The organism is Providencia sp. PROV150, from assembly GCF_028481025.1.
Taxonomy (GTDB): domain Bacteria; phylum Pseudomonadota; class Gammaproteobacteria; order Enterobacterales; family Enterobacteriaceae; genus Providencia; species Providencia hangzhouensis.
This window is the reverse complement of sequence record NZ_JAMPPJ010000004.1, coordinates 45,722-64,988: the sequence shown is the minus strand read 5'-3', so window position 1 is coordinate 64,988 and position 19,267 is coordinate 45,722. Positions and strand designations below refer to the sequence as shown.

At 42.8% G+C, this 19,267-nt stretch carries 10 protein-coding genes and 1 pseudogene; all 11 read left to right on the top strand.

From position 1 onward, the window contains the following. Positions 1-77 precede the first annotated feature (77 nt). A complete protein-coding gene (gene speG / locus PSE83_RS04300) occupies positions 78-665 on the top strand; it encodes a spermidine N1-acetyltransferase (RefSeq protein ID WP_004253538.1) in 588 nt (195 codons plus the stop codon). A 54-nt stretch (positions 666-719) separates the two neighbouring features. Beyond that, positions 720-2,789: a polyphosphate kinase 1 gene (gene ppk1 / locus PSE83_RS04295; protein WP_004253537.1), complete on the top strand. Its 2,070-nt coding sequence runs from the start codon at positions 720-722 to the stop codon at positions 2,787-2,789. Between the two features lie 4 nt (positions 2,790-2,793). After that, on the top strand, positions 2,794-4,323 hold the full coding sequence (locus PSE83_RS04290) for an exopolyphosphatase (RefSeq protein WP_004253535.1): 1,530 nt from the start codon (positions 2,794-2,796) through the stop codon (positions 4,321-4,323). A 360-nt stretch (positions 4,324-4,683) separates the two neighbouring features. Continuing rightward, positions 4,684-5,970, top strand: a pseudogene (gene mgtE, locus PSE83_RS04285) (magnesium transporter); the annotation flags it as partial. 585 nt (positions 5,971-6,555) lie between these two features. Further along, positions 6,556-7,908: an MFS transporter gene (locus PSE83_RS04280; protein WP_004253528.1), complete on the top strand. Its 1,353-nt coding sequence runs from the start codon at positions 6,556-6,558 to the stop codon at positions 7,906-7,908. Positions 7,909-8,157: 249 nt separating this feature from the next. Further along, positions 8,158-9,402, top strand: coding sequence for an MdtA/MuxA family multidrug efflux RND transporter periplasmic adaptor subunit (locus PSE83_RS04275; RefSeq protein ID WP_094960479.1), 1,245 nt, complete (start codon positions 8,158-8,160; stop codon positions 9,400-9,402). Then, positions 9,402-12,524 (top strand): MdtB/MuxB family multidrug efflux RND transporter permease subunit, encoded by a 3,123-nt coding sequence (locus tag PSE83_RS04270; protein ID WP_164565251.1) that lies wholly within the window; start codon positions 9,402-9,404, stop codon positions 12,522-12,524. The genes PSE83_RS04275 and PSE83_RS04270 overlap by 1 nt, the downstream gene beginning before the upstream one ends. Then, on the top strand, positions 12,524-15,625 hold the full coding sequence (gene mdtC / locus PSE83_RS04265) for a multidrug efflux RND transporter permease subunit MdtC (RefSeq protein ID WP_272660676.1): 3,102 nt from the start codon (positions 12,524-12,526) through the stop codon (positions 15,623-15,625). The genes PSE83_RS04270 and mdtC overlap by 1 nt, the downstream gene beginning before the upstream one ends. Then, entirely contained in the window at positions 15,615-17,003 is a 1,389-nt protein-coding gene (gene baeS, locus PSE83_RS04260; protein WP_004253515.1) for a two-component system sensor histidine kinase BaeS, read from the top strand. Before mdtC ends, baeS begins: the two co-directional genes overlap by 11 nt. Positions 17,004-17,005: 2 nt before the next feature. Then, the gene (gene baeR, locus PSE83_RS04255; RefSeq protein ID WP_172767103.1) at positions 17,006-17,713 is read left to right on the top strand and encodes a two-component system response regulator BaeR; all 708 of its coding nucleotides are present in this window, start codon (positions 17,006-17,008) and stop codon (positions 17,711-17,713) included. Between the two features lie 128 nt (positions 17,714-17,841). Next, positions 17,842-19,227: a prephenate-dependent tRNA uridine(34) hydroxylase TrhP gene (gene trhP / locus PSE83_RS04250; RefSeq protein ID WP_004253511.1), complete on the top strand. Its 1,386-nt coding sequence runs from the start codon at positions 17,842-17,844 to the stop codon at positions 19,225-19,227. Positions 19,228-19,267 lie beyond the last annotated feature (40 nt).

The following is a 19,267-nucleotide window of genomic DNA, read 5'->3' as shown; positions in this document are numbered from 1 at the left end:
ATTATTTTATCGTAAATAAATGTTATCCTTGTAATCGAAGAACAACACATTTTTCCTAACTAAATAGAGGTATTTTTATGACAACCGGGCAAGTTCATCCGTTTAGGTTGCGCCCACTTGAACGTGAAGATTTAGCATTCATTCACCAGCTTGATAATAATGCCAGTGTTATGCGTTATTGGTTTGAAGAACCTTACGAAGCTTTTGTTGAATTAAGCGATCTTTACGATAAACATATTCATGACCAATCTGAACGCCGCTTTATCGTTGAAAATGACAGTGAGAAAGTAGGCCTAGTCGAATTGGTAGAGATTGATTATATTCACCGACGCTCTGAATTTCAGATTATCATTGCACCGAGCCATCAAGGGCATGGCTATGCGAGTCGCGCTGCGCAATTAGCAATGGACTACGCGTTTTCTGTACTAAACTTATATAAACTTTATCTTATTGTTGATAAAGAAAATGTCAAAGCTATCCATATTTATAATAAACTAGGCTTCCATACTGAAGGCGAACTGATCGACGAGTTCTTTGTCAATGGTCGTTATCACACCGCTATCCGTATGTGTATTTTTCAGCAGCAATATTTTACGATGAAACAGCAATCTGCTAATCCAGAAAGTGTTATTACCCAAGATAAAGCAATTAAACAACACATTTAGCTAACTGGCTGGTATCATAGCCACAAAGTAACAAGAGTCTAATATGGAGTTAGAATGTCCCAAGAACGTCTCTATCATGAAAAAGAGTTAAGCTGGCTGTCTTTTAACGAGCGTGTTTTACAAGAAGCAGCCGACAAGCGTAACCCTCTTATTGAGCGAATGCGTTTTTTGGGTATTTATTCCAATAATTTAGACGAGTTTTATAAAGTCCGCTTCGCCGACGTTAAACGCCGTATTTTAATTAATGAAGAACGGGGTTCGGCAAGCGGTGCTCGCCACTTGTTAAAGAGAATTCAGTCAAGAGTTGCCAAACAAGAACAAGAGTTCGATATTCTTTATAATGATTTGCTATTAGAAATGGCGCGCAATCAAATATTCTTGATTAACGAACGTCAAATTTCGCCTCGCCAACAGATTTGGTTACGTCAATATTTCCGGCAGAACCTGCGCCAGCATATTACGCCAATATTAATTAATCCTGACACCAATCTGGTTGAGTTTCTAAAAGATGACTACACGTACCTTGCCGTTGAAATCATCAATGGCAATCACATTCAGTATGCGCTATTGGAAATTCCCTCTGATAAAGTACCTCGGTTTGTTAACTTACCGCCGGAAATGCCAAAGCGTCGCAAGTCAATGATCCTAATTGATAATATCCTTCGCTATACGCTCGATGAAATTTTCAAAGGTTTTTTTGATTACGATAAGCTCAATGCCTATTCGATGAAAATGACGCGTGATGCAGAGTACGACATCGCAACAGAGATGGAATCGAGCTTGCTCGAAATAATGTCATCTACATTAAAACAACGTTTAACCGCAGAACCCGTCCGTTTTGTCTATCAGCGTGATATGCCTGACGAAATGGTTGCTCTTTTACGTGAAAAACTGGGGCTATCCAGCGATGACTCCGTGATTGCCGGTGGCCGCTACCACAATTTTAAAGACTTTATTAATTTCCCTAATGAAGGAAATAAAAACCTATTAAACAAGCCATTACCAAGGCTGCGTCACCGCTGGTTTGATAATTTCCGTAACGGTTTCGATGCCATTCGCGAACGCGATGTGCTGTTATATTATCCCTACTATACCTTTGAACATACTTTAGAATTATTGCGCCAAGCGTCTTTTGACCCGAATGTATTGTCGATAAAAATTAATATTTACCGTGTTGCGAAAGACTCACGCATTATCGATTCCGTCATTCATGCTGCCCATAATGGAAAAAAAGTCACGGTGGTCGTTGAGTTACAAGCTCGATTCGATGAAGCCGCCAATATTCATTGGGCAAAACGGTTAACCGAAGCTGGCGTGCATGTTATTTTCTCCGCGCCAGGGCTTAAAATCCATGCGAAATTGTTTATTATCTCGCGTATGGAAGAAGGCCAAATCGTTCGCTACGCTCATATTGGTACGGGTAATTTTAATGAAAAAACCGCTCGGCTTTATACCGATTACTCGCTACTCACAGCAAATGAGCTGATCACCAACGAAGTTCGTCGGGTATTTAGTTTTATAGAAAACCCCTATCGCCCAGTGACTTTCGATAATTTAATGGTGTCCCCACAAAATACACGGATTCGTTTAATGGCCTTAATTGACCAAGAAATCGAAAATGCACTCGCTGAACGGCCGAGTGGCATCACATTAAAAATTAATAATCTAGTCGACAAAGAATTGACCGACAAACTGTATGATGCCTCCAATGCAGGTGTCAAAATTCGTTTATTAGTCAGAGGAATGTGCTCTTTAGTGGCGGGTCAAGTCGGCTATAGTGAAAATATTCAAGTAACCAGCATTGTTGACCGTTTTCTTGAGCATGACCGTGTCTATGTTTTCACCAATGCGGGTGACGAAAAAGTCTTTATTTCCTCCGCTGACTGGATGACGCGCAATATTGACTACCGCATTGAAGTTGCCGTTAGTTTAGTCGACCCGCATTTAAAACAACGGGTATTGGATATTTTAGAGCTGCAATTTAGCGATACCGTAAAAGCACGTTATGTTGACAAAGATTTAAGTAATCATTATGTTCCCCGCGGAAATAAACGAAAAATCCAAGCCCAGCTTGCTGTGTATGATTATTTAAAATCAATCGAAACACCTGATACAAGAGCTTAAAAATATGCCAATAACCAACGCCTCAACACCGAGACCACAAGAAATTGCGGCTATAGATTTAGGCTCCAATAGTTTTCATATGGTCATTGCTCGTATTGTCAACGGTGCATTGCAAGTTCTCACTCGTTTGAAAAAACGTGTTCACCTTGCCGATGGCCTAAGTGATACCAATGAATTAAGTGAAGAAGCCATGGAACGTGGCCTTGCCTGCCTCGCGTTGTTTGCCGAACGGTTACAAGGATTTTCCCCTGAGAACGTGTGTATTGTTGGCACACACTCATTACGTGTCGCAACGAATGTGAAATTATTTTTGCAACGCGCAAAAGAAATCATGCCCTATCCTATTGAAATCATTTCAGGCCAAGAAGAGGCTCGATTGATTTTTATGGGCGTTGAACACACCCAACCCGAAAAAGGCCGCAAATTAGTACTTGATATCGGTGGTGGTTCAACTGAGTTAGTCATTGGTGAGAAGTTTGAACCGCTTTTGATTGAAAGCCGCCGTATGGGTTGTGTGAGCTTTGCTCGCACTTACTTCCCAAATGAAGAAATCAACCCTGAATTTTTTAATCGCGCCTACCTAGGGGCTTGCTTAAAATTAGAAAGCACTGCGATTTTATTTAAGAAACAAACTTGGGACGTCGCGATGGGTGCCTCGGGCACCATCAAAGCTGCTCATAGTGTAATACAAGAATTAGGCTATAAAGACGGTATTATCACCCGTGAACGCCTTATCGAAATCAAGCAAATGGCATTAAAATATAAGTCATTTAGCTCACTAAATATACTGGGCCTCTCTAATGAACGTAAACACGTATTTGTCCCAGGTTTAGCCATTTTACTTGCCGTCTTTGATTCATTAGAAATTAAAGAGTTACGTTTATCTGACGGTGCATTACGTGAAGGTGTTTTATATGAAATGGAAGGCCGCTTCCGTCACCAAGATATCCGTCAACGTACTGCATTAAGCCTTGCTGAGCATTATAATATTGATAGAGAGCAAGCGAAACGTGTATTAAAAACGATGGAAGAGCTCTATTTCCAATGGGGGCAGCAAAACCCTAAACAACTCAATCCACAGTTAGAATCCATTTTAATATGGGCGGTTATGCTCCATGAAGTTGGCTTAAGTATTAATCATAGTGGTATGCACCGCCATTCTGCTTATATTTTGCAAAATACTAACTTACCGGGTTTCAACCAAGAACAGCAACTATTACTGGCAACATTAGTACGTAATCATCGTAGGGCTATTAAGTATGACGATATCCCTAAATTTAATTTATTTAAAAGAAAACAATTTATGCCGCTTATCCAAATTTTGCGGCTAGCCATTTTGTTAAATAATCAACGCCAATCTACAACAATCCCTTCTTCGTTACGGATAGAAACGGATGATGGGCACTGGACTATCTATTTACCATCTGAATATCTCGTGCAAAATGCATTGATGTTATTAGATTTAGAAAAGGAAAGTGGCTATTGGGAAGATGTTCCCGGTTGGTCGTTAACTATTTGCGCAGAAAATGAGTAATTTGCGGCCATTATTGTAGTGATTTGTTCTTATTATTCATCATTGATGACTTGAAAATCACCGCTTATTTGACTCAACTATTTGATATATTATTTAAATAAGCGACAATAATGATAATAAATTTCGTCCGCTCGCAGACGAATTCATAAAAAGCGCTTTTGCGCTGCTATTGCTTTAAGGATTAAAATGTCACAATCTGCTTTCTCAACCGATGCGGCGCCAACAGTCAACCCGCACTCTCAAAAACTGGCACATATTCGCCAGCAAATCCTGACGCTATTTTTAGATGACGAAGAGTTCGTCCATGCGCTTGTTGAAAATGATCAACACGTCAGTATTGATGACAAAGCAATTAGTGAAAAAATTAGTCTTGTAAAAGAATTGCTACTTGATTTACACACTGCGGATATCGCCGATATCTTAGAAATGCTCCCTTATGATGAGCGTCTCGCGTTATGGCGTCTTGTTGATAATAACGAACGTGGTGAAGTGTTAGTTGAGGCCTCGGTTTCTGTTTGGGATAGCCTAATTAAGGATATGTCTGACAGAGAACTACTGCGCGCCGTTGCCAACTTGCATGTTGACGAACAAGCCTATATTGCTGAGCATTTACCTCGTGACACCATGCGTCGGCTCCTCACCTATTTAGAACCTAGCCTGCGAAGCCGTATTCGCGAAGTTTTACAATATGCGAAAGATAGCGTCGGCCAAATGATGGATTTTGAATTCGTCACCGTACGCCCAAATGTGACGCTAAAAACGGTTCAACGTTATTTACGCCAACGGGGCAAGATCCCAGAAGCGACCGACAAAATTTTCGTTGTCGATAACAGTAATTATTTACAAGGTGAATTGCCTCTAACCACTATTTTAACGCAATCCCCTGAAAAAATAGTGGCCGATGTCATGAAGACTGACACAGTGACCTTCTTGCCTGATGAAAAAGGCGAAGACGCAGCGAGTGCGTTCGAACGTTATGACTTAATTTCTGCGGCTGTTGTTGATAACAACGGCCTACTAATGGGCCGCCTGACGGTTGAAGATATCGTTGATAACATTAGTGAAGAAAACGATAACAGTATTCGTCGTATGGGGGGGTTAAGCCCTGAAGAAGACGTTTTCGCCCCTGTCGGCCAAGCCGTTAAAACCCGTTGGACATGGCTAGCCATTAACCTATGTACCGCTTTTGTGGCTTCTCGTGTTATTGGGGTTTTTGAAGATACGATTTCCCAATTAGTCGCCCTTGCCACATTAATGCCTATTGTGGCAGGAATTGGCGGTAATACGGGAAACCAAACCATTACCATGATTGTTCGTGCCATTGCCCTGCACCAGATACAAAACAATAGTTTCTCTTTCTTAATGTTAAGGGAGCTTGGTGTCGCCTTTATTAATGGGGTTGTATGGGGAGGAATTATGGGTGTCGTCACTTACTTCCTTTATGGCGATATCGCTATGGGTGCAGTCATGACATTAGCGATGATCTTGAACCTACTAATGGCGGCTATTATGGGCGTAGTTATTCCACTCATTATGCTAAAACTGGGCAAGGACCCTGCTATCGGTTCTAGCGTGATGATCACCGCTATCACAGATACAGGCGGTTTCTTTATTTTCCTTGGCTTAGCCACTCTATTCCTCGTTTAAATTCGCTTTGCACGCGTCCTACTCTTAGATTAGGCGCGTGCAATTTACAAAACACTCCCTCCGACAGCAAAGCCCAGCTAAAAAACCAAAATCCCGCAAACAACCCTTTTATTTATCTATTAATTAAATGATTTTATAGTTATTTAGTTTATCTAGATTAATAAAGTTAATTATAACGAATAATATCTAGGTAATATTTACTTACCATAATTCAGTAAGAATTTATTAAATTAAATATAATTAACGCTATAACTCACTAATTTAAATATACGATATTCTGCAAAATTCATATTATTAACATCATATAAGGTTATTTATCATCACACCAAATCAATACGCTAACAAATCAAAACTAATTGGAATGTCATTCTTGTTTTTAGGGTTGAGGTTTACAGAATATAGAATTTCCTGCTATAAATATACTCATGCAAGAAAGATACTGTGTATTAAACTAAGTTATACCCATCCAACGTTTTATACCTCTTATCTGCACCAATAAAAATGATTAGCTCATTATTATGAGTCAATGCTTATTATTTTGAATTTATGCAATTTAGTATTACAGGTAGTTAGAAGGAAACTATAATGACACCGCAAACCGCCAGCCAGCCCTCTGCGAGACCTTTGGGCAAAGAAGACTATAAAACATTAGGCTTATCCTCTTTAGGGGGAACTCTTGAGTTTTATGACTTCGTTATCTTTGTTTTTTACGCAAAAATTATTTCCCAACTATTTTTCCCAGGGGATAACGAATTTCTCGCGCTAATGGCAACACTGGGTCTATTTGCAGCAGGTTACCTTGCTCGCCCTCTTGGTGGCATTATCATGGCTCACTTCGGGGATAAAATTGGCCGCAAGAAAATGTTTACCCTCAGTATTTTCTTAATGGCATTCCCAACATTTGTTATTGGTTTCTTACCTACTTTTGAAACTATTGGTGCTGCTGCTCCATTATTACTGCTGTTAATGCGTATTATGCAAGGTGCCGCGATTGGTGGTGAAATGCCAGGTGCATGGGTATTTATTGCAGAACATACACCAAAACAGCGTTATGGTTTAGGTGTCGGTACACTGACTTCTGGGATCACCGGTGGTATTTTATTAGGCTCTATCGTCGCAATTATTATTGAGCGCTCTTATACTACAACTGAAATTCATGATTTTGCATGGCGTATTCCATTTATTCTTGGTGGTGTTTTTGGGTTTATCTCTGTGTATTTACGTCGTTTTTTACAAGAAACCCCGATATTTAAAGAACTGGCAGCCAAAAAGGCCTTGTCACAAGAATTACCCGTCAAAACCGTCATTAAGTCTCATAAACAAGCTTGTATGATCACTGCGGCACTGACGTGGTCATTATCAACCGCTATCGTTGTCACCATTTTGATGACACCAGATGTGGTGTTAAAAGGGATCTATAACATTGATAGGAATGTGGCATTGCAAGCCAACTGTGCGGCGACATTGACCTTAACATTAGGCTGTATCTTCTGGGGCTGGTTAGGCGATAAAACCGGAACACGTACCTCAATGACTTTATCATGGGGTGGATTAGCCGTAACGGCAATTTACTTCTATTCGTCATTATCCAGTGATATTGCGGCGAGTACGTTAATTTTTAACTATGGCTTGATGGGCTTCTTTGTTGGTGCGATTGCAACCACTCCTATTATCAGTACACGCGCATTTCCACCTGAAATTCGCTATTCTGGTCTGTCATTCGCTTACAATGTGGCTTATGCAATTTTTGGTGGTTTAACACCAATATTAACTGGTGCTTGGTTGCAGCAATCTCACATGGCACCTGCCTATTATGTCGCTGGCGTCTCATTATTAGCGGTTGCTGTAGCCTTCATTCCTCTATCTTGGAAAGGTTGGACTGTCAATTCAGAGTCTTCAAACGAAAAATCTGCGGTATTAAAAGCTTCTAGTTTATAAAATCGATTGCCCCCTATTTACTCAGGGGGCAATCTTAATTGTTACAAAATTATTCCCCCCGCTCTCCCCCTTTACAAGCACTGAAGTATACAAGTACAGAAATTGACACTTATTCATATTTCCTCCATTTTTCTTTGTACCTATCACGTTAAACTACTAATATGTCTAACTGACTCTTTTTTGTTAGTTTTTTAGTATACAGCCTGACGGATCTCATCCACTTTTTTTGAGTTAAGCGAATTACCCAAAATGAATAAACAAAAACAACGTAAACCTTTTATTCGCTCTGCCATTTTTATTGCCATTATTGCGGTAGCTGGCGTTTCTTGGTACTTTTATCATCAAGAAAAACAATCAGATACACAATCTACTGGTACCGTAGCAAAACCAAACTCACAGCGAAGCGCGATGGGCCGCCCACCACGTGTGTTAGCCCCTGTGCAGTTTGCCGTTGCTGAACAAAAAGTCGTTCCGCGATTTTTATCAGGCTTAGGCACGGTGCAAGCGGCAAATGTTGTCACTGTAACCAGCCGTGTTGAAGGCCAGTTAATGCAGCTGTATTTTACCGAAGGGCAATATGTCAATAAGGGAGATTTATTGGCACAGATTGACCCTCGCCCATTTGAAGTTCAGCTATCACAAGCTGAGGGGCAATTAGCTAAAGACAAAGCAACGTTAGCTAATGCGCAATTAGATTTAGCGCGTTATCAAAAGCTTGCTGGCACTAAAGTGATTTCACAACAAGAGCTAGATAACCAAAAAGCGGCGGTATTACAGGCACAAGGCAGTATTAAAGTCGACCAAGCGGCTGTTGATAATGCCAAACTGCAATTAACCTACAGTAAAATTACTGCCCCCATCTCAGGGCGGGTTGGTTTAAAACAAGTTGATGTCGGAAACTTTATCTCTTCAGGAACCTCAACCCCTCTTGTTGTTATCACACAAACTCAACCCGCAGATGTCTTGTTTGCTTTACCTGAAGGTGATATTCCCGCGATCCAGCAAGCACAATCTTCCGGTGAAAAAGTATTGATTGAAGCTTGGGACAGAAACAATATCGCGCTAATCGCAAGCGGTGAGCTACTCAGTACTGATAACCAAATTGATGCTGCGACCGGCACTCTTAAAATAAAAGCGCGCTTTACCAATGAAGAAGAAAAACTTTTCCCTAATCAATTTGTTAACGTAAAAATGCAAGTTGAAACGCTGCAAAATGCCGTGGTGATCCCAACCGCTGCACTGCAAATGGGCAATGAAGGTCACTATGTTTGGGTATTGAGTGATGATAATAAAGTCAGCAAACACAATGTGACCGTGGGGATGCAAGATAGCCAACAAGTCGTTATTGAAAGTGGGCTCGCAGCAAATACCAAAGTCATCACCGATGGTGTTGATAAACTCACCGATGGCACAACTGTCGAAGTCGTTACCGCTGAAAGCATCGCCAAAAAAGAGCCCCGCAAAGGTAAAGCCAATAGCGCGGAGAAAGCGTAATGCAGCCTGAAATGTTAAAAGGCGGTGGGCCTTCTCGTTTATTTATTTTGCGCCCTGTGGCTACCACATTATTCATGGTGGCTATATTACTTGCAGGGATCATCGGCTATCGCTTCTTACCTGTTTCAGCCCTGCCCGAAGTCGATTATCCGACGATTCAAGTTGTTACCCTTTACCCGGGAGCCAGCCCCGATGTGATGACCTCTGCAGTGACTGCGCCTTTGGAAACCCAGTTTGGGCAAATGTCGGGTCTTAAACAGATGTCATCGCAAAGTTCAGGAGGAGCATCAGTTATAACACTGATGTTCCAATTAACGTTGCCTCTAGAGGTTGCCGAACAAGAAGTCCAAGCAGCGATTAATTCCGCCAGTAGCTTACTGCCTTCGGATTTACCCTATCCTCCGATTTATAATAAGGTAAACCCTGCTGACCCACCTATACTCACCTTAGCGGTCACCTCTGATGCGATGCCATTAACGCAGGTACAGGATATTATTGAAACGCGAATTGCCCAGAAAATATCCCAAGTTAATGGAGTGGGTTTAGTCACCTTAGCCGGTGGTCAACGCCCTGCTGTTCGCGTGAATTTAAACCCACAAGCCATGGCAGCCAAAGGGCTGGATAGCGAAACCATCCGCCTAGCCATCAACAATGCTAACGTCAACTCCGCAAAAGGGAGTTTCGATGGGCCAACGCGAGCAGTGACGCTTTCTGCTAACGACCAAATGAAGTCACTTGACGACTATCGTCAGCTTATTGTGGCCTTCCAAAATGGTGCGCCTGTACGTTTAGGCGACATTGCAACGATTGCACAAGGTGCCGAAAATGCCTATTTAGGGGCATGGGCAAATAATGAACAGGCGATTGTGATCAATGTGCAGCGGCAGCCCGGTGCTAACGTCATTGAAACCACAGATACCATTCGTACGCTGTTACCCGAATTAATTGAAAGCTTACCTAAATCGGTTAATGTCGATATTTTAACCGATAGAACCAGTACTATTCGAGCGTCCGTTAATGATGTACAGTTTGAGTTAATGTTAGCCATCGCCCTCGTGGTGATGGTGATTTATTTGTTTTTACGCAATGGAATTGCCACCTTAATACCGGGCATTGCGGTACCGCTGTCCCTCGTTGGTACCTTTGCAGTCATGTATTTTTGTGGTTTTTCTGTCAATAACCTCACCCTAATGGCATTAACCATCGCCACAGGTTTTGTGGTCGATGATGCGATAGTGGTGATTGAAAATATTTCCCGCTACTTAGAAAAAGGCGATAAGCCTCTGGTCGCTGCACTCAAAGGGGCGGGTGAAATCGGGTTTACCATTATCTCCCTCACCTTTTCTTTAGTTGCAGTATTAATCCCGCTGTTATTTATGGGGGATATTGTCGGCCGGTTATTCCGCGAATTTGCCATTACCCTAGCCGTGGCTATTTTGATCTCCGCTGTCGTCTCTTTGACGTTAACGCCAATGATGTGTGCGCGTTTATTAAAACCAGAGTCGCAACATAAACATAACCGTTTTGAACTAGCGTGTGAGCGTTTCTTTGACCGTATGGTTGCTGGATACGCAATTTGGTTAAAACGTATTCTTAATCACCAATGGTTAACGCTTTCTGTGGCGCTAGGCACCATGGTGCTGACTGTTTTGCTGTATATGTGGATCCCAAAAGGGTTTTTCCCTTTGCAAGACAGTGGAATTATTCAAGGGTCAATTGAAAGCCGTCAATCTATTTCTTTTGCGGCCATGGCGCAAAAGCAACAGGAAGTTGCGTCAAAATTATTGGCAGACCCTGCGGTTGATAATGTCACCACTTATGTGGGGGTTGATGGTAGCAACCCAACATTAAACAACGCGCGTCTCCAAATTACCTTAAAGCCCCTTGATGAGCGTGAAGATAGAGTGGTGGCGATTATTGATCGTCTACAACAATCCGTGGATAACATTGCTGGGGTGAATTTATATCTGCAGCCTATGCAAGATCTCACCATCGATACGCAAGTTGCACGCACACAGTATCAATTTACGTTACAGGCCGGTTCACTAGAGGAATTAACCACTTGGGTTCCACGCTTGTTAGAAGCCCTAGAACAACAACCTGAACTCACGGATGTCAGTAGTGATTGGCAAAATAAAGGGCTAGTTGCCTATGTGAATGTTAACCGTGATACCGCAAGCCGTTTTGGTATCACAATGTCAGCCATTGATAACGCTTTATATAATGCATTTGGGCAGCGAATGGTTTCAACCATATACACACAGTCAAATCAATATCGTGTGATATTAGAACATGACACACAAACCCGTGATGGTATGGATGCGCTGAATGATATTCGTCTAAAAGGCACTGATGGAGCCATTGTGCCACTAAGCACCTTGGTAAATATTCAAGAAGGTAATGGGCCATTAGCCATTAATCACCTCGACCAATTTCCCGCGGTGACATTCTCGTTTAATGTGGCGAATGGCGCTTCGCTTGAGTCTGCCGTCAATGCCGTGAAATTGGCCGAATCACAAATTGCTATGCCAAAATCCATTACCACACAATTCCAAGGGGCGACTTTAGCCTTTGAAGCTGCACTAAGCAGCACTATCTGGTTAATTGCAGCCGCAATTGTGGCGATGTATATCGTATTAGGCATTTTATATGAGAGCTTTATCCACCCGATTACGATTTTATCTACCTTACCGACTGCGGGGGTTGGCGCATTACTTGCTTTAATGATGGCAGGAAAAGACCTTGATGTTATTGCAGTCATCGGCATCATCTTATTAATTGGTATCGTGAAAAAGAACGCCATTATGATGATTGACTTTGCCCTTGCTGCAGAGCGTGAACAGGGAATGTCCCCTTATGATGCCATCTACCAAGCTTGCCTACTGCGTTTTCGCCCAATTTTAATGACCACCATGGCGGCATTACTAGGTGCCTTGCCATTAATGCTAAGTACAGGTGTCGGTGCAGAATTACGCCAACCATTAGGAATTTGTATGGTTGGTGGCTTAATTATGAGCCAAATCCTCACCTTATTTACCACACCGGTTATTTACTTATTGTTCGACCGTCTTTCTCATTATTTTAAAGACCGTCGCCAAGCGAAGAAGGCACAGGTGTCATAATGAAGCGCTTCTTTGCTCTATTTATTAGCCGCCCGGTAGCAACGACGCTGATTAGCGTTGCGATTACTTTGTGTGGTGCCCTGAGCTTTCTATTTTTACCCGTTTCTCCGTTGCCTCAAGTAGATTACCCTGTGATTAACGTGACAGCGTCACTTCCTGGGGCGTCACCGGAAACCATGGCGTCCTCCGTTGCGACACCTCTTGAACGCTCTTTAGGCAGTATTGCTGGGATCAGCGAAATGACCTCAAGCAGTGCGCTTGGGCGAACCACTATTACCCTTGAGTTTAATCTCGACAAAGACATTAATAACGCGGCTCGGGAAGTGCAAGCTGCGATTAATGCGGCGCAAAACCTGCTGCCCAGCGGTATGCCAAGCCGTCCACGTTATTACAAGTCTAACCCGTCTGATGCGCCAATTATGATTTTAACCATGACCTCAGAGACCATGGGTACTGGCGAAATTTATGATATTGCATCTACCCGTTTAGCCCAGCGAATTGCGCAAATTGAAGGGGTTAGTGAAGTTTCAGTTGGTGGCGGCTCGCTCCCTGCCGTACGGGTTGAACTCAACCCAACCGCCCTATTTAACCAAGGGGTTTCCCTTGATGCCGTGCGCTCAGCCATTAGTAGTGCTAACGTTCGCCAACCGCAAGGCTATATCAATGATGACGAAAAACGTTATCAAGTACAGACTAATGATGAGTTAAAAAAAGCAGCCGATTATCGACCAATTATTGTTCATTACAGCCAAGGCAATGCTGTAAAGCTCACCGATGTCGCCAATGTTAAAGATTCCATTGAAAACGTACGCGCTGCCGGTATGGCAGACGGTAAACCGGCTATTTTGATTGTCATTCGTCGTGAAGCTGGCGCCAATATTATTGAAACAGTGAACCGTATTCGTGCTGAATTGCCTGAATTCAATGACATGATCCCTGCCGCTATTGATTTAAAAGTGGCACAAGACAGAACACCGACCATCCGCGCGTCTCTAGCCGAAGTGGAACGTGCTCTACTGATTGCCGTTGCCTTGGTGATCCTCGTGGTACTGCTGTTCTTACGTTCAGGTCGTGCTACTTTGATCCCTGCCGTTGCTGTCCCTGTCTCATTGATTGGGACTTTTACAGCCATGTATTTATGTGGCTTTAGTTTAAATAACTTGTCATTGATGGCATTAACGGTTGCGACGGGCTTTGTGGTTGATGATGCCATTGTCGTATTAGAAAATATCTCGCGTCATATCGAAAATGGTAAAAAACCGTTTATTGCGGCGGTTAAAGGCGTGCATGAAGTCGGCTTTACCGTCGTTTCCATGAGTATTTCCTTAGTGGCTGTTTTTATTCCGCTACTGCTTATGGATGGACTGGTCGGCCGTTTATTCCGCGAATTTGCCATTACCCTTGCAACCGCTATCGGTATTTCTTTGGTGATCTCATTAACGCTCACCCCTATGATGTGTGCTTACTTACTGAAGAAACGTCCTCGCAACGTCAAAGCTAAACATCGCGGGTTTGGACGTGTGTTGCTGCGCTTGCAAGAAAGTTATGGCATCGCTTTAAAATGGGTACTCGAACATCGCCGTAGTGTTCTCGCGGTGCTATTTGCCACAATCGGCTTAAACGTTTATCTGTATATTACCGTTCCGAAAACTTTCTTTCCTGAACAAGATACTGGCCGTGTGCTGGGCTTTGTTCGCGCAGACCAAAGTATTTCATTCCAGTCAATGAAAGAAAAAATGACCCGTTTTATGCAGCAAGTTAAAGCCGACCCAGCGACGGATAATGTCACCGGTTTTACTGGCGGTAGCCGGGTAAACAGCGGTTTTATGTATATCTCATTAAAACCACTGGGTGAACGTACTGAAAGTTCAGCTGAAGTCATTAATCGGTTACGCATGAAATTAGCCAATGAGCCAGGGGCTAACCTGTTTATGATGCCAGTACAAGATATTCGAGTGGGAGGTCGACAAGCCAATGCCAGCTATCAGTTTACACTGCTTGCGGATGAACTTTCTGCATTGCGTGACTGGGAACCCGCCATTCGTAAAGCACTCGGTGAATTGCCACAGCTGACAGATGTGAACTCAGATAAGGAAGACAAAGGCGCAGAAATGGCGATCACCTACGATAGGGACTTAATGGCCCAGCTAGGTATCGATGTCCGTGAAGCTAACAGTTTGCTTAACAACGCATTTGGCCAACGCCAAGTTTCCACTATTTATGAAGCAATGAACCAATATAAAGTGGTGATGGAAGTTGCCCCTGAATATACGCAAGATGTCAGTTCCCTCGACAAAATGTTTGTTATCAATAAAGATGGTGACGCTATCCCGCTGTCTTATTTTGCTCGTTGGCAGCCGGCGAATGCGCCATTAAGCGTGAACCACCAGGGGCTATCAGCTTCATCCACTATCGCATTTAATGTCGCTGACGGTTATACCTTAAATGATGCCATCGTCGAAATAGAAAAAACCATGACTGCGCTTGGCGTGCCATCTACAGTGCGAGGGTCTTTTGCAGGAACGGCACAAATATTCCAAGAAACTTTGCAATCACAATTATTTTTGATTTTAGCCGCTATTGTGACTGTCTATTTAGTCCTTGGGATTCTATATGAAAGTTATATTCACCCACTGACAATTTTATCAACTTTGCCTTCTGCTGGTGTCGGTGCATTATTAGCCCTTGAGTTATTTGACACACCATTTAGTTTAATCGCTTTAATCGGCGTCATGCTATTAATTGGGATCGTCAAGAAGAACGCCATTATTATGGTGGATTTTGCTATTCAAGCACAAAGAACAGCGGGTTTAACCGCTCAAGAAGCCATTTTCCGTGCCAGTTTATTACGTTTTCGCCCTATTTTAATGACGACACTCGCCGCCATTTTTGGTGCGTTACCGTTAATGTTAGGTAGTGGTGATGGAGCAGAACTACGTCAACCTCTCGGGATCACCATTGTCGGTGGCTTAATAATGAGCCAATTGCTGACTTTATTTACCACTCCTGTTGTGTATTTAAGTTTTGATAGCTTAAGGCAACGTTGGCAGCGCAAAAAGTCATTAACGCATAAGATTGTGGAGAATAACCATGAAGCTTAGGTTAAATAGCGTTAGTACTCGGCTTTTTTTAGCTATTTTTGCGACATGCTTATTGCTAGTGCTAATTATGCACCAAGGCGTGCGCATGAGTTTTCAACATGGCTTTATTGATTATATTAAAGAAAATGACCAACAACGCGTTGAGCAGGTTTCTTCCGCCCTTGCGGAACAATATGAAGAAATGGGCAATTGGCGGTTTTTGATTGGTAATGATCGCATTTTCTTTCGTATTCTGCGCTCTGTAGAACATCAACAGCATCGTGGCCCGATGCGACAGCGCTGGCGAACCATTTTTTGGGTTTATGATACACAAGACCGGCTAATTTTCGGGCAAGACACGCCCCTACCGAGCAAAGTTCTCCGTGAGCCTATTGTTACTAGCAATGGCGAAACCGTCGGTTGGCTCGTTGCCAGCTATGAAACGGGAATCAGCAGCGCCCTTGACCGCCGTTTTGATACCAAACAAATGTATACCAGTTGGATCATCGCTGGGCTGTCTTTATTTGTGGCTCTGATTGCCACATTGTTCCTTGCCCGTAGTTTTTTGAAACCCATCAAGCGGTTACTCGAAGGCACTAACCGGCTCGCCAATGGTGATTTTGCCACGCGGGTTCCTGAGTCTGGCCGCGATGAACTTGGGCAACTGGCTAAAGATTTTAACCATCTGGCCTCTACCCTTGAAAAAAACGAACAAATGCGGCGTGATTATATGGCGGATATTTCCCATGAGCTCCGCACGCCGTTGTCAGTTCTGCGAGGCGAATTAGAAGCTGTGCAAGATGGCGTCCGGCAAGCCACTCCCGAAACAATCAATTCCCTACTGAATGAAACTCAAACTTTAATTAAGCTGGTTAATGACCTCCACCAGCTCTCGTTATCGGATAGAGGCTCATTGGTCTATCGTATGCAACTTACCGATATCATTCCTTTAATTGAAATGGCGATAGGCCAAGCTCGCTGGCGGTTAGAAGACCAACAACTTTCAGTTGAACGGCAATTTATTGCACAAGGCAACGTGTTTGCAGACCCTGACCGCATCACTCAGTTATTCTATAACTTAATGGAAAACAGCTTACGCTATACAGACCCACAAGGTAAAATTGCCATTCAAGTCACACAAGACCACAACCAGCTCAGTATAATTTGGCAAGATAGCGCCCCGGGGCTGTCTGCTGAGCAATGCCAACATTTATTTGAACGTTTTTACCGTGCTGAAGGTTCTCGTAATCGCGCCAGTGGCGGTTCAGGTTTAGGGTTGGCCATTTGCTATAATATTGTTGAGGCTCACCATGGAACAATTTCCGCAGCACCGTCACCATTAGGTGGTGTCAAAATTACCATTAATTTACCGATTCAATTAAAAGACAAAGGTTTATGATCATGACTGAACAGAGCAATACCCCTATTTTGGTTGTGGAAGATGAACCCAAGCTAGGCCAACTGCTGTTCGATTACTTACAAGCTGCAAATTATCAACCCGCATTAATTGCACGGGGTGACCAAGTAATCGACTATGTTAAACAACATCAACCTGCACTCATTTTATTAGATTTAATGTTACCCGGTATGGACGGCATTTCAGTATGTCGTGAACTACGAAAATTCAGTGATGTTCCCATTATTATGGTGACAGCAAAAACCGAAGAAATTGACCGTTTATTAGGGTTAGAAATTGGGGCTGACGACTATATTTGTAAGCCTTTTAGCCCGCGAGAAGTCGTGGCTCGAGTCAAAACGATTTTACGCCGTTGCCAGCCAAATATGACAACTAGTAATAGCCAAACTAATAGCAATAATCAAACCAAGCTTATTATTGATGAAAATGCATTTCAAGTACGCTATGGCTCACAGTTACTTGAACTCACGCCCGCTGAATTTCGGCTACTCAAGTTTATGTCTGATAATGCAGGTATGGTGTTTTCTCGCGACCAGTTACTGGATATCTTATATGACGACCACCGCGTAGTAACGGACCGTACAATTGATAGTCACGTCAAAAATTTACGCCGTAAATTAGAGTCCCTCGATAACGAAAAAACCTTTATTCGTTCAATATATGGCCTCGGCTACCGTTGGGATGAATATTAAGTAATCAATAGACATACTATTCTTGTGGGATATTTGGTTTTTTTATCAAATAGGAGTAAAATCCTCATCCCTTAAAAACACTCTCTCGTATGAGTGAGTGCTGACTTGACATCAGATAGAGAATAACCATGTTTACACCAGAGCTTTTGTCTCCTGCCGGTTCATTAAAAAATATGCGCTACGCCTTCGCGTATGGCGCAGACGCCGTTTATGCAGGACAGCCTCGTTACAGCTTACGCGTACGAAATAACGAATTTAATCACGAAAACTTAGCTAAAGGCATTCAGGAAGCCCATGAGTTGGGTAAAAAGTTTTATGTGGTGGTGAATATTGCCCCTCATAATGCGAAATTAAAAACCTTTATTCGTGATTTAACCCCCGTCATTGAAATGGGCCCAGATGCTCTGATCATGTCTGACCCTGGCCTTATTATGATGGTTCGTGAAGCGTTTCCTGAGATGGATATTCATTTATCAGTGCAGGCCAATGCAGTTAACTGGGCATCGGTGAAGTTTTGGAAACAAATGGGCTTAACACGTGTGATCTTATCTCGCGAATTATCCCTCGAAGAAATTGCTGAAATTCGTCAACAAGTACCGGAAATCGAGCTTGAAGTCTTTGTCCATGGTGCCCTTTGTATGGCCTATTCCGGCCGTTGTTTACTTTCCGGTTATATTAATAAACGCGACCCAAATCAAGGGACTTGCACCAATGCTTGCCGCTGGGAATATAACGTACAAGAAGGTAAAGAAGATGATGTGGGTAATATTGTCCATGTGCATGAACCTATCCCTGTACAAAATGTGGCACCAACCCTAGGTGCGGGCGCGCCAACAGATAAAGTCTTTATGATAGAAGAAGCTAAACGTCCAGGCGAATATATGACGGCCTTTGAAGACGAACATGGCACTTATATCATGAACTCTAAAGATTTACGTGCAATCGAACACGTTGAAAACCTAACAAAAATGGGTGTTCACTCATTAAAAATTGAAGGCCGCACAAAATCGTTTTATTACTGTGCTCGTACTGCACAAGTCTATAGACGTGCGATTGACGATGCTGTCGCAGGAAAACCCTTTGACCCAACGTTGTTATCTACTTTAGAAGGGTTAGCACACCGTGGTTACACTGAAGGTTTCTTGCGTCGCCACACTCACGATGCCTACCAAACCTATGAATATGGCTATTCTGTTTCTGAAACTCAGCAATTTGTGGGTGAATTCACAGGTAAACGTGTCAATGGTATGGCTGAGGTTGATGTAAAAAATAAATTTAGTGTTGGGGATAGCTTAGAGATGATGACCCCGGCGGGTAATATTGTCTTTACTTTGGACTCATTAGCAAACCGCAAAGGTGAAGCGATTGATGTTGCACCCGGTAACGGCCATGTGGTTTACCTGCCAATCCCTGAGGATGTCGATGTTAATTTTGGTTTGTTGATCCGTAACTTAGCAGGAACAACGACCCGCGCACCTCACCAAACTCAGGCAGAAAAGCAAATTGCAGGCTAACCGCCACTCCGTGTTTTTTAAATAGTTTGTTCGCTAAAAG